The organism is Burkholderia sp. GW821-FHT14F03, from assembly GCF_058803765.1.
In genome coordinates, this window is record NZ_JBXAPG010000088.1 from 1 (window position 1) to 12,044 (window position 12,044).

Consider the following 12,044-nt stretch of genomic DNA (forward strand, 5'->3'; position numbering starts at 1 on the left):
TCGGGGAGCGATTTACGCAAGCCCGCTGATCACTGGTTGTTCAACCGCCTCGCCCACAAAAATGCGGACAGGTCCCTGAGATCAACCCACAGGTCACCGCGTAGTCCAGCATGCGTTTGAGCAGCCCGCGTACCTGGCCTGCGGCGGCGTCAAAGCCCTGTTCCTTCTTCCTCCAGATCACTGACCGAACGTCTTCAGTCGTGAGTTCGCACACCGGCTTCATGCCGATGTGAGGAAGAATGTCCTTGTCCAGATAGCGACGCGGCATGGTGTTGTCCTTGCGATCGCGTTGCTGGATCTCCTTGAAAAAACGCTCGGCGAACTGCTTGAGGGTGGTGTCTTCCGGGCCGGCTACCTTGGCGCGCTGCTTCTTTTGCGCTGGCGATTCACCGATGGCCGCCATCTGCGATGCACCGTCACGCATGAGCCTGGCGTTTTTGAGGGTGAGCGCGGGGTACTTGCCCAGAGTGAGCTTTTCGTACTTTCCGTTCAGCCGGTAGCGGTAGCGCCAGACCATCCCCCCGGTTGGAAATACCTCCAGGTACAGGCCGCGATCATCGCTAACGGTGTAGGTCTTGTCCCTGGGCTTGAGTGCCTTCAGGGCGGTGTCGGTGAGTGCCATCTTCTACCTCCGTATGTCCAAGTAGAGGAAGGCTCAGGCCAAAACCACTACTTGGACATAAACTTGGACATAAAAACAGACGGCTTTCAGTGTGCTTCAAAAGAGCTTAACGGGCAAGAAACCCAGTGTTTATGCGGGTTTCAAGGGTTTCAGTGAACCTTGATGGAACCCTGCGGAAGTCAGGTTATTTTCCAATACAAAACCGACTGAAAATCACCCCCAGCAGATCATCCGACGTGAACTCCCCGGTGATCGAATTCAACTGCTCCTGCGCCAGCCGCAGTTCCTCCGCGAACAGATCCAGCGCCTGCGCATTCTGCTCCGCGTGATCCGCCGCCTGCTCCAGATGCTGCCGCGCTGCGCGCAGCGCGATCAAATGCCGCTCACGGGCCAGATAGACACTCTCCGCCCCCGCCTGCCACCCCGCGATCCGCAGCAGCTCACCGCGCAGCAAATCGATCCCATCCCCGCGCTTGGCCGACAGCCGCACCTCGGTCAGATCCGCCCCGCCCGCCACATGCGCGACCGCCGCCGGCGTCTCCGTCAGATCCGTCTTGTTCAACACCCGCACCACCGGCACCCCTTCCGGAAAACGCGCGGCAATCGCCACATCGTCATCGCCAAGCGCCGCGCGCGCGTCGAGCAGATGCAGCACCACATCCGCCCGCTCGATCTCCGCCCAGGTGCGCGCGATGCCGATCTTCTCGACCTCGTCCTCGGTTTCCCGCAAGCCCGCCGTATCGATGATGTGCAGCGGAATGCCCTCGACCTGGATCGTCTGCGCGACCTTGTCGCGCGTGGTCCCGGCGATCGGCGTGACGATCGCCAGCTCCGCCCCCGCCAGCGCATTCAACAGCGACGACTTGCCCACATTCGGCTGCCCCGCGAGCACCACCGACAGCCCTTCCCGCAACAACGCCCCCTGCCGCGCTTCCCCCAGCACCCGCTCAAGCTGCGCGCGGATGCGCGCGAGCTTGCCGCGCGCGTCGGCCGCTTCGAGGAAGTCGATCTCCTCCTCCGGAAAGTCGAGCGTCGCCTCCACCAGCATCCGCAACGCAATCACATCGTCGACGAGCGCATGAATATCGCGCGAGAACGCCCCGTCCAGCGAACGTCCCGCCGAACGCACGGCAGCCTCGGTGCTCGCCTCGATCAGGTCCGCAACCGCTTCCGCCTGCGCGAGATCCAGCTTGTCGTTGAGAAACGCGCGGCGCGTGAACTCACCCGGCTCGGCCAACCGCAACCCATGCGCCGCACCGGCCGCGAGGCAGCGCTGCAGCACCAATTGCAGCACGATCGGACCGCCGTGCCCCTGCAACTCCAGCACATGTTCGCCTGTGTACGAATGCGGCGCGGGAAAGGACAGCGCAATGCCACGGTCGAGCGGCTGGCCGTCCCCATCGAGGAACGGCACGTAGCTCGCATGACGCGGCGCGAGCGGCTGCCCGCACAATGCGTCGATCAGCGCCCGCGCCGCCGGCTCGCCCGCGCGCCCGAACGACACCCGCACGACCCCGATGCCGCCTCGTCCGGTGGCGGTGGCAATGGCGACAATCGGATCGGAATCGGTGGCGAGCATGGTCAAATTCGAGATAAAGCGGAAGACTGCGCAGGAAACAGGGCGTGTACCGCCCCAGGACGCCCGCATTGTAGCTTGGCCGCTGTGTTGCATTCTTCAGACAAATTCTCAAACGCCCGTTTGATATAAATCTGACTTTATCCTATGCAAGATAGGACAAGTCCTATAATCTAGTACGTATTCTTCGCGCCAATTCGCGGGAATCCTCCGGTTTTCGTACACAGGCACGGCAATCGTTTGCGTCCTGCGTCGCTCAATGCCAGTTAAACGCGTACCTATTTGGGATAAATCTCGCCCCACCGGTTGTCTACCTGATGCCGGCCGAACCGCACAATTTGGCCATGCCGACACTCGAAGAAAAAGCCGCGTTCACCGAGCGCCTGAAATTCGCCTTGTTGCGCAGCCCAGAGAAAGTCACCGGCGCGACGGAACTCGCATTGCATTTCAATTTGCGTCATCACGGCGAGCATCCGGTTTCGCCGCAAACGGCGCATAAATGGCTGACGGGGCGCACCATCCCCACGCCGGACAAGCTCCGTACGCTGGCTGACTGGCTGCGCGTCGATCTCCACTGGCTCCACTACGGGCCGCCGCCCAGCACCGCGGCGCGTTCGACTCCGCAGCCGCTGCCGCGCGACGAGAAATACCCGCCCACGCCCGAGACCATCGAGCTGGCGTCGAAGATCGAGTCGCTGTCGCCACATCATCGCTACCTGGTGCAGGAATTGATCGAGCAGTTCTACGGCGACCCAAGCCGCCACTGACCTCCCCCAAACGAAAAAGCCGCCCGGTTCTCACCGGGCGGCTTTTTTTCATGGCGCGGCGGGAGGCGATGCGCACCGCCTCCCCGCACCGCGTCAGGTCGTCTTTTTCTTCGCGCCGATCGTGCGCGTGATGTAGTACTGCTGCGCGATCGACAGCACGTTGTTCACGACGTAGTACAGCACGAGACCCGCCGGGAAAAAGAAGAACATCACCGAGAACGCAATCGGCATGAACATCATCATCTTGGCCTGGACCGGGTCCGGCGGCGTCGGGTTCAGCTTGGTCTGCACGAACATCGAGACGGCCATCAGCACCGGCAGGATGAAGTACGGATCGCGCTGCGACAGGTCGTGGATCCACAGAATCCACGGCGCGCCGCGCATCTCGACCGACGCGAGCAGCACCCAGTACAGCGAGATGAACACCGGAATCTGGATCACCACCGGCAGGCAGCCGCCGAACGGGTTCACCTTCTCGGTCTTGTACAGCTCCATCAGCGCCGAATTCATCTTCTGCGGATCGCCCTTGAAGCGTTCGCGCAGCGCCTGCATCCGCGGCGTGATTTCCTTCATGCGCGCCATCGACTTGTAGCTCGCCGCCGACAGCGGGAAGAACACCGCCTTGATCAGCAGCGTGAGCAGCACGATCGCCCAGCCCCAGTTGCCGACGTAACCGTGGATCTTCTCGAGCAGCCAGAACAGCGGCTTCGCGATGATCGTCACCCAGCCGTAGTCCTTGACCAGTTCGAGGCCCGGCGCGACGCCTTCCAGCATCCGCTCTTCTTCCGGGCCCGCGAACAGGCGCGCGGACACGTCGGCGGACTGGCCCGGCGCGATCGCCGCGACCGGCTGCTTGACGCCCACGCGATACAGCGTCGGGTCGATCTTCTCGACGTAGATGTCGCGCTTCACGCCCTGCTGCGGAATCCAGGCGGATGCGAAGTAGTGCTGCACCATCGCCACCCAGCCGTTGTCCGCGGACGGGACGTAGTCAGCCTTGTTCTTGTCGATGTCGGCGAAGTTGATCTTCTGGAAGTGCTTCTGGTCGGTGTAGACCGCCGGCCCGAGGAACGTATGCGAGAACAGCGGCGTCTCGACCGGCGTGTTGTCGCGCACCAGCTCCATGTAGACGGTCGGCGACACCGGCGCTGCGCCGACGTTGTCGATCTTGGTGTCGACGCCGATCACATAGCTGCCGCGCGTGAACGTGTAGGTCTTGACCACCTTCACGCCGCCCTTCACCGGCGATTCGAACGACAGCTTCAGCGCGTTCGCGTCGCCCGTCAGCGACGTCGGGCCCGCAACTTGCGCATAGACGTCGTTGTGATTCGGGAAATCGCCGCCGAGCAGGCCCGTGCGCGCCAGATAGGTGTGGCCCGTGGTGTGGTCGAACAGCGTGACGAACAGGTCGGGCTGCTTGCCGTCGCCGGCCTTCTTCAGCGTGAGCTTCGCGAGCGTGCCGCCGCGCGTGTCGATCTCGCCGTCATAGACGTCGGTCGAGAACTTCACGAGCTGCGCCTGCGCGGCCGGGGCCGTCGTCGCGGGCGCCGCGCCGGCGGCGGCCGCCGGCACGTCACCGGCTGCCGTCGTCGCGCCCGTGCCCGATGCGCCGCCCGCGGCGGCCGCGGGGGCCGTCTGCGTGGCGTTCGGGAAGAACATCGACGGGCGCCCATGGAAGCGCTGCCAGTTGTCGAACAGCATGACCGCCGACATGAAGAAGATCACCCATAGGACGGTGCGTTTGATATCCATGCGTTGTCTCAGAGTCGAGGGGAGCGCGCTTCAGCCTGGGTTGGAGCGCGTGGATCGGAGTTGGGCGGCGGGACCAGATCGATGCCGCCCGCGGAAAACGGATGGCATCGGCACAGACGCCTGGCGGCGAGATACGTGCCGCGCGCGGCGCCATGATACTGGATTGCCTCGCGCGCGTAATCCGAACAGGAAGGATAAAAACGGCAGCGGTTGCCGAGCAGCGGACTCACGGCAAGCTTGTAGAAACGCAGCAATGCGATCAATACCGTTTGCATAGCAAGGGCGGCGTAAGGTGCGCCGCGTCAGGTCAAGCGGGCGGGCAACCGGCCCGCGCGTCAGGCATCACGCGCGTCGGAACCCGACGCGGGTTTCGCACCGCTGCGCTTCCCGATCTCCCGCACCGCCCGGTCGAGCAGCGCGCGGATCTCGTCCGCGCACAGCGCCCCGAGCGGAGCGGACGCCGCGCTCGGCAGCGCCTTCGCGTCGAAACGCGTATGCAGGCGCAACAGCAGGTCCCAGCCGGCGAACTCGGCGCGGCGGACGCGGAACGCCTCGCGCGCGATACGCTTGACCTGGTTGCGCGTGACAGCGCGCGGCGCGTACTTCTTGCCGATCACCAGGCCAAGGCGCGCCGCTTCACCCGTCTCGCGACCGTAGATCACGAAGTGCGCGGAGCGCCGCCACGGGCGCAAACGAAAAACGGATGAAAATTCATCCGTTTTCAGAAGTCGCGCAGCTTTGGGAAAGGCGGCGGGCGCTTGCAACGGAATCGAACCCGGGACAGCGGCTGCCTTGCCCGCCTCGCTGCGGACGGCGGACACGACGCGCGGCCCGTCCTTAGATCGCGAGGCGCTTGCGGCCCTTCGCGCGGCGGGCGTTGATGACCTTGCGGCCACCTGCCGTCTTCATGCGAACGCGGAAGCCATGGGTGCGCTTGCGGCGCGTCACGGAAGGTTGGTAGGTACGTTTCATGTTGCTCTCACTTGGTCGAGAATATCGGGAATCAGGGACCGCGTGCCCTCTCTTCAAGGCAACCGGGCGAACGCAATCGCCGAAAAATACAGGATTGGTTTTCGCGGAACCCGCTATTTAAACCGCTTTTCTCTTGGTGGTCAATACTTTACGGCCAACATCGAGACAGGCCGCGTACTGTGCCTGACCCCATCCAGGCCACCCGCCCGCTGCACACACCCCTGTGGATAACTCCCGCGCGGCATCCGTTTGGCGGTAGAATCTCGCCTTATCTCCAAGAATCCCGCACGCCGCTTCGGCTCGCGCCTGTGCCCAAACCCTTGTTGCACAAGCGCCCGAGGCCTACTCGCACGGCCACACCGGGCCTTGTTGCCAATCCGCGACAAGGGCGGCCGGTGAGCCGCCGTGCAACCGAACAACGACAGCACTTCGATGAACGATTTCTGGCAACACTGTTCCGCCCTGTTGGAGCGCGAATTGACGCCCCAACAGTACGTGACGTGGATCAAACCACTTGCCCCGGTTGCCTTCGACGCCGCTGCACATACGCTGTCCATCGCCGCTCCGAACCGCTTCAAGCTCGATTGGGTCAAGAGCCAGTTCTCCGGCCGCATTTCCGATATGGCCCGCGATTTCTGGAACGCGCCGATCGACGTCCAGTTCGTCCTCGACCCGAAGGCCGGCGCACGCGGCCCCGCAGCCGCGCCGGCGCTGACGCCGCGCGCCCCGGCCCAGCCCGTCATGCCCACCGCGCCGCTGGCGCCGAGCGCGGCCGCGCCCGCCGCGCTCGGCGGCGACGATTCGGCCGACCTCGACCTGCCGAGCCTGACCGCGCACGAGGCGGCCGCCGGACGCCGCACCTGGCGGCCGGGCGCGGGCCCCGCCGCGTCGAACGGCGAGACTGACTCGATGTACGAGCGCTCGAAGCTCAACCCGGTCCTCACCTTCGACAACTTCGTGACCGGCAAGGCGAACCAGCTCGCGCGCGCCGCCGCGATCCAGGTGGCCGACAACCCCGGCATCTCGTACAACCCGCTGTTTCTGTACGGCGGCGTCGGCCTCGGCAAAACCCACCTGATCCACGCGATCGGCAACCAGCTGCTGCTCGACAAGGCCGGCGCGCGGATCCGCTACATCCACGCGGAGCAGTACGTGTCCGACGTCGTGAAGGCGTACCAGCGCAAGGCCTTCGACGACTTCAAACGCTACTATCACTCGCTCGACCTGCTGCTGATTGACGATATCCAGTTCTTCTCCGGCAAGTCGCGCACCCAGGAAGAGTTCTTCTACGCGTTCGAGGCGCTGGTCGCGAACAAGGCGCAGGTGATCATCACCAGCGACACCTACCCGAAGGAAATCTCGGGCATCGACGACCGGCTGATCTCGCGCTTCGACTCCGGCCTGACCGTCGCGATCGAGCCGCCCGAACTCGAGATGCGGGTCGCGATCCTGATGCGCAAGGCGCAGTCGGAAGGCGTGAGCCTGTCGGAGGACGTCGCGTTCTTCGTCGCGAAGCACCTGCGCTCGAACGTGCGCGAACTCGAAGGCGCGCTGCGCAAGATCCTCGCGTACTCGAAGTTCCACGGCCGCGAGATCACGATCGAGCTGACCAAGGAAGCGCTCAAGGATCTGCTGACCGTGCAGAACCGGCAGATCTCGGTCGAGAACATCCAGAAGACGGTCGCCGACTTCTACAACATCAAGGTCGCCGACATGTATTCGAAGAAGCGGCCCGCCAACATCGCGCGGCCGCGCCAGATCGCGATGTACCTCGCGAAGGAACTGACGCAGAAGAGCCTGCCCGAGATCGGCGAGCTGTTCGGCGGGCGCGATCACACGACCGTGCTGCACGCGGTCCGCAAGATCGCCGACGAGCGCAGCAAGGATGCGCAGCTCAATCACGAGCTGCACGTGCTCGAGCAGACGCTGAAGGGCTGAGCGCGCGCGCCGCCCTTGAGAATCGGCGGGCCGCCCCAATTTAAAAGGGGCGGTTCGGTTTTGAGGCACAATATAGGTTTGACCGCCCCGGCGGCGGTGGGTACAGGCCCCGCCTGGCGGGGCGTTGCGAGGCTTGCAGGCCGTTATTTCAACGAAGGAACTCTATGCAACTGGTCAAGACCGAACGAGACACCCTCCTCAGGCCGCTGCAAACCGTAAGCGGTATCGTCGAGCGCCGCCATACGCTGCCGATCCTCGCCAACCTGTTGATCACCAAGAACGGCCCGGACGTGTCGTTCCTGTCGACCGACCTCGAACTGCAGATCACGACGCGCGCCGACTTCGGCGTCGGCGGGGATCAGGTCGCGACCACCGTCGCCGCGCGCAAGCTGCTCGACATCCTGCGCGCGATGCCCGACGGCCAGGTCACGCTGTCGCTCGCGGACAAGCGTCTCACCGTGCAGTCGGGCAAGAGCCGCTTCGCCTTGCAGACGCTCGCCGCCGACGAGTTCCCGACGGTCGCGCAAGCCAAGGATTTCGGCGCGAGCCTGTCCGTGCCGCAGAAGTCGTTCCGCCAGCTGCTCGGGATGGTCTACTTCGCGATGGCGCAGCAGGACATCCGCTACTACCTGAACGGCATGCTGCTCGTCGTCGACGGCGACCAGCTGATGGCGGTCGCGACCGACGGCCACCGCCTCGCGTTCTCGTCGATGAAGATCGAAGGCGCGTTCCCGCGCCAGGAAGTGATCGTGCCGCGCAAGACGATCCTCGAACTGCAGCGCCTGCTCGAGGATATCGACGACGTCGTGACGATCGACATCGCGCAGACCCAGGCGAAGTTCACGTTCGGCCAGGTCGAACTGGTGTCGAAGCTGGTCGAGGGCAAGTTCCCCGACTTCCAGCGCGTGATCCCGAAGGGACACAAGAACACCTTCCTGATCGGACGTGAAGAACTGCAGCGTTCGCTGCAGCGCGCGGCGATCCTGACCTCCGACAAGTTCAAGGGCGTGCGCTGCATCATCGCCCCGGGCCAGCTCAAGATCATGTCGACCAACGCCGACCAGGAAGAGGCGCAGGAAGAGCTGGAAATCGCCTACCAGGGCGACACGATCGATATCGGTTTCAACGTCACGTACCTGCTCGACGTGCTCGCGAACCTGAAGGTCGACAACATCAACGTGAGCCTGGGCGACGCAAGCTCGAGCGCGCTGATCACGGTGCCGGAGAACGAAGAATTCAAGTATGTCGTGATGCCGATGCGCATCTGACGCGCGACGGCACACAGGACACACCAAGGGGCGGTACGCCCCTTTGGCGTTTTTATGGCAAATCAGGGCCACCGAACCAGGTGCTTGCCACCCGCCCGAACTGGGCGTCGACGCATGTCGGCCGGCGCGGCGTTTTACTCGTAAAGAACCCCGCGCCGCCGCTCGTGCGGCCCCGCAGAACCGGAAGAAACCCATGACTGAACAGCACAATCAACAGCCCGACAACAGCGGCTACGGCGCCTCCTCCATCCAGATCCTCGAAGGTCTGGAAGCCGTGCGCAAGCGGCCCGGGATGTACATCGGCGATACGTCGGACGGAACCGGTCTGCACCACCTCGTGTTCGAAGTGCTCGACAACGCGATCGACGAGGCGCTGGCCGGTTATTGCAACGACATCCACGTGACGATTCACGCCGACAACTCGATTTCCGTGACCGACAACGGCCGCGGGATTCCGACCGACGTGAAGATGAACGACAAGCACGAGCCGAAGCGCAGCGCCGCCGAGATCGTGATGACCGAGCTGCACGCGGGCGGGAAGTTCGACCAGAACAGCTACAAGGTGTCGGGCGGGCTGCATGGCGTCGGCGTGTCGTGCGTGAACGCGCTGTCGAGCTGGTTGCGGCTGACCGTGCGGCGCAACGGCAAGAAACACTTCATGGAGTTTCATCGCGGCGTCGCGCAGAACCGCGTGCTCGAGATGCAGGACGGCGAGCAGGTGTCGCCGATGCAGCTCGTCGGGCCGACGGAGAATCGCGGGACTGAAGTGCATTTCATGGCCGATCAGACGATCTTCGGCACGGTCGAGTTTCACTACGACATTCTGGCGAAGCGGATTCGCGAGCTGTCGTTCTTGAATAACGGCGTGCGGATTCGGTTGACCGACCAGCGCTCGGGCAAGGAAGACGATTTCGCGTTCGCCGGCGGCGTGAAGGGTTTTGTCGAGTACATCAACAAGACCAAGCAGGTGCTGCACCCGACCATTTTCCACATCATCGGCGAGAAGGAAGGCGTGGGCGTCGAGGTCGCGATGCAGTGGAACGACAGCTACAACGAGAATGTGCTGTGTTTCACCAACAACATTCCGCAACGCGACGGCGGGACGCACTTGACCGGGCTGCGCGCGGCGATGACGCGCGTGATCAACAAGTACATCGTCGACAATGAAATCGCCAAGAAGGCGAAGGTCGAGACGAGCGGCGACGACATGCGCGAAGGGCTGTCGTGCGTGCTGTCGGTGAAGGTGCCCGAGCCGAAGTTCAGCTCGCAGACCAAGGACAAGCTGGTGTCGTCGGAAGTGCGCGCGCCGGTCGAGGAAGTGGTCGCGAAGGCGCTCGAGGAATTCCTGCTGGAAACGCCGAACGACGCGAAGATCATTTGCGGGAAGATCGTTGAAGCGGCGCGGGCGCGGGATGCCGCGCGGAAGGCGCGCGAGATGACGCGGCGCAAGGGCGTGCTCGATGGGGTTGGGTTGCCCGGGAAGCTGGCGGATTGCCAGGAGAAGGATCCGGCGAAGTCGGAAATCTATATCGTCGAGGGCGACTCGGCAGGTGGGTCGGCCAAGCAGGGGCGTGATCGGAAGTTCCAGGCGATTCTGCCGCTGCGCGGGAAGGTGCTCAACGTCGAGAAGGCGCGGTATGACAAGCTGCTGTCGTCCGAGCAGATCGTCACGCTCGTGACCGCGCTCGGGTGCGGGATCGGGAAGGATGATTACAACCTTGAGAAGCTCCGGTATCACCGCATCATCATCATGACCGACGCGGACGTCGACGGTGCGCATATCCGGACGCTGCTGCTCACGTTCTTCTATCGGCAGATGCCCGATATGATCGAGCGCGGGTATGTGTATATCGCGCAGCCGCCGCTTTATAAGGTTAAAGCGGGGAAGGACGAGCGGTATCTCAAGGATGAGTCGGAGTTGAATGCTCACGTGCTGCGGTTGGCGCTGCAAGGGTCGGAGCTGGTGCCCAGCGAGAACGCCACGGCGATTTCAGGGGATGCGCTTGGGGAGCTGGCTCGGTCGTATCTGCTCGCGCAGGGTGTGGTCAGCCGGTTGAGCCGCTTGTATGACCCGGCAGCGTTGGAAGCGATCATGGATGGCGTGGCGATCGATCTTTCGGATGAGGCTTCGACGGAGGTGTCGGCGAAGGCGTTGTTCGGCGCACTGCATGATGAAGCGCTCAAGAATGAAGTGCGGGTCGTGCCGGCTTATGACACGGTGCGTGAGCAGCGGTCGCTGCACGTCGAGCGCGCGCATCACGGGAATGTGCGGGTTTCCGTCATCGATGAAGAGTTCCAGCATACCGCCGATTATCAGCAGCTCGTGAATACGGCGAATACGTTCAAGGGGCTGATTGGCGTTGGCGCGACGATCAAGCGCGGGGAGCGCAGCACGCCGGTGTCCGATTTCAAGAGCGCGATGAAGTGGCTGCTCGCCGATGCCGAGCGGAATCTGTCGAAGCAACGGTATAAGGGGCTGGGGGAGATGAACCCCTCCCAGCTGTGGGAAACGACGATGGATCCGGCCGTGCGGCGTTTGTTGCGCGTGCAGATCGAAGATGCGATTGCTGCGGATGGGATCTTCACCACCCTGATGGGGGATGAGGTCGAGCCGCGGAGAGCGTTTATCGAGAGCAATGCGCTGCGGGCGGGGAATATTGATGTTTGAGCGGTATGTAGCAGGACCCATAAGGTGGGATTTTGGGAAGCATCCACTGATACATGTATTACCGACTGCGTCCCGATAACTCGGACTTATGGCGCTTAGCCTGACGCCACTCTGCATATAACGACGGCCACCTCATTGAGGTGGCCGTCGTTTTTTTCAGCCTAAGCAACATCACTGGTTGGGGTTTCAGCCGAATACGTGCGGTAACATTTAAGCTATTGGCAAAAATCCGAACGAGCAGATGGAAAGCGAAAACGTAAAACCCGAGGTTGATGGTATCTGGGAGCCATTACAGTTGAAGCCATCATTGTTCGTTCGTTGGGGTTGTCATCGGCAACATCGTCCGTTAGGTGGTGCGATGCAGAGCGCGGACCTGTCCGCATTTTTGTGGGCGAGGCGGTTGCACAACCAGTGATCAGCGGGCTTGCGTAAATCGCTCCCCGAACAGAATAGCAAACTGGTTCATCGCGGATTTCCAGTC

General features: G+C 63.1%; 10 protein-coding genes. 4 read left to right on the forward strand and 6 right to left on the reverse strand.

The annotated features are described in order from the left end of the window. Positions 1-40: 40 nt before the first annotated feature. Positions 41-622: a tyrosine-type recombinase/integrase gene (locus AC1RQF_RS32490; RefSeq protein ID WP_492874194.1), complete on the reverse strand. Its 582-nt coding sequence runs from the start codon at positions 620-622 to the stop codon at positions 41-43. A 184-nt stretch (positions 623-806) separates the two neighbouring features. Next, positions 807-2,201: a tRNA uridine-5-carboxymethylaminomethyl(34) synthesis GTPase MnmE gene (mnmE, locus tag AC1RQF_RS32495; protein ID WP_273999702.1), complete on the reverse strand. Its 1,395-nt coding sequence runs from the start codon at positions 2,199-2,201 to the stop codon at positions 807-809. Positions 2,202-2,542: 341 nt separating this feature from the next. Here mnmE and AC1RQF_RS32500 point away from each other — a divergent pair, with 341 nt between their 5' ends. Continuing rightward, entirely contained in the window at positions 2,543-2,965 is a 423-nt protein-coding gene (locus AC1RQF_RS32500; RefSeq protein ID WP_273999704.1) for a transcriptional regulator, read from the forward strand. A 93-nt stretch (positions 2,966-3,058) separates the two neighbouring features. Here the strand turns inward: AC1RQF_RS32500 and yidC are convergent, their stop codons facing one another. The 4 genes from yidC to rpmH are packed head-to-tail and all read right to left on the reverse strand — an operon-like array spanning position 3,059 to position 5,689. Beyond that, positions 3,059-4,717 (reverse strand): membrane protein insertase YidC, encoded by a 1,659-nt coding sequence (yidC, locus tag AC1RQF_RS32505; protein ID WP_273999706.1) that lies wholly within the window; start codon positions 4,715-4,717, stop codon positions 3,059-3,061. 8 nt (positions 4,718-4,725) lie between these two features. Further along, positions 4,726-4,992 carry a membrane protein insertion efficiency factor YidD gene (yidD, locus tag AC1RQF_RS32510; protein ID WP_273999707.1) on the reverse strand — a complete coding sequence of 89 codons (267 nt, stop codon included), beginning with the start codon at positions 4,990-4,992 and terminating at the stop codon, positions 4,726-4,728. A gap of 60 nt (positions 4,993-5,052) precedes the next feature. Beyond that, positions 5,053-5,538, reverse strand: a complete 486-nt coding sequence (gene rnpA / locus AC1RQF_RS32515; RefSeq protein WP_273999708.1) for a ribonuclease P protein component — start codon at positions 5,536-5,538, stop codon at positions 5,053-5,055. A gap of 16 nt (positions 5,539-5,554) precedes the next feature. Continuing rightward, entirely contained in the window at positions 5,555-5,689 is a 135-nt protein-coding gene (gene rpmH / locus AC1RQF_RS32520) for a 50S ribosomal protein L34 (RefSeq protein WP_004198824.1), read from the reverse strand. 432 nt (positions 5,690-6,121) lie between these two features. Between rpmH and dnaA the strand changes: the two genes are divergently transcribed. The 3 genes from dnaA to gyrB all read left to right on the forward strand — a co-directional run bounded on the left by dnaA (position 6,122) and on the right by gyrB (position 11,563). After that, complete coding sequence (dnaA, locus tag AC1RQF_RS32525) at positions 6,122-7,627, forward strand: chromosomal replication initiator protein DnaA (protein ID WP_273999709.1); 1,506 nt, start codon at positions 6,122-6,124, stop codon at positions 7,625-7,627. 164 nt (positions 7,628-7,791) lie between these two features. After that, entirely contained in the window at positions 7,792-8,895 is a 1,104-nt protein-coding gene (gene dnaN / locus AC1RQF_RS32530) for a DNA polymerase III subunit beta (RefSeq protein ID WP_273999711.1), read from the forward strand. A gap of 193 nt (positions 8,896-9,088) precedes the next feature. After that, entirely contained in the window at positions 9,089-11,563 is a 2,475-nt protein-coding gene (gyrB, locus tag AC1RQF_RS32535) for a DNA topoisomerase (ATP-hydrolyzing) subunit B (protein WP_274004401.1), read from the forward strand. Positions 11,564-12,044 lie beyond the last annotated feature (481 nt).

What these genes read in the sequence shown, in the direction of transcription:
- AC1RQF_RS32490 (WP_492874194.1), bottom strand. Translation starts at nt 622, where the DNA reads ATGGCACTCACCGACACCGCCCTGAAGGCACTCAAGCCCAGGGACAAG.
- mnmE (WP_273999702.1), bottom strand. Translation starts at nt 2,201, where the DNA reads ATGCTCGCCACCGATTCCGATCCGATTGTCGCCATTGCCACCGCCACC.
- AC1RQF_RS32500 (WP_273999704.1), top strand. Translation starts at nt 2,543, where the DNA reads ATGCCGACACTCGAAGAAAAAGCCGCGTTCACCGAGCGCCTGAAATTC.
- yidC (WP_273999706.1), bottom strand. Translation starts at nt 4,717, where the DNA reads ATGGATATCAAACGCACCGTCCTATGGGTGATCTTCTTCATGTCGGCG.
- yidD (WP_273999707.1), bottom strand. Translation starts at nt 4,992, where the DNA reads ATGCAAACGGTATTGATCGCATTGCTGCGTTTCTACAAGCTTGCCGTG.
- rpmH (WP_004198824.1), bottom strand. Translation starts at nt 5,689, where the DNA reads ATGAAACGTACCTACCAACCTTCCGTGACGCGCCGCAAGCGCACCCAT.
- dnaA (WP_273999709.1), top strand. Translation starts at nt 6,122, where the DNA reads ATGAACGATTTCTGGCAACACTGTTCCGCCCTGTTGGAGCGCGAATTG.
- dnaN (WP_273999711.1), top strand. Translation starts at nt 7,792, where the DNA reads ATGCAACTGGTCAAGACCGAACGAGACACCCTCCTCAGGCCGCTGCAA.
- gyrB (WP_274004401.1), top strand. Translation starts at nt 9,089, where the DNA reads ATGACTGAACAGCACAATCAACAGCCCGACAACAGCGGCTACGGCGCC.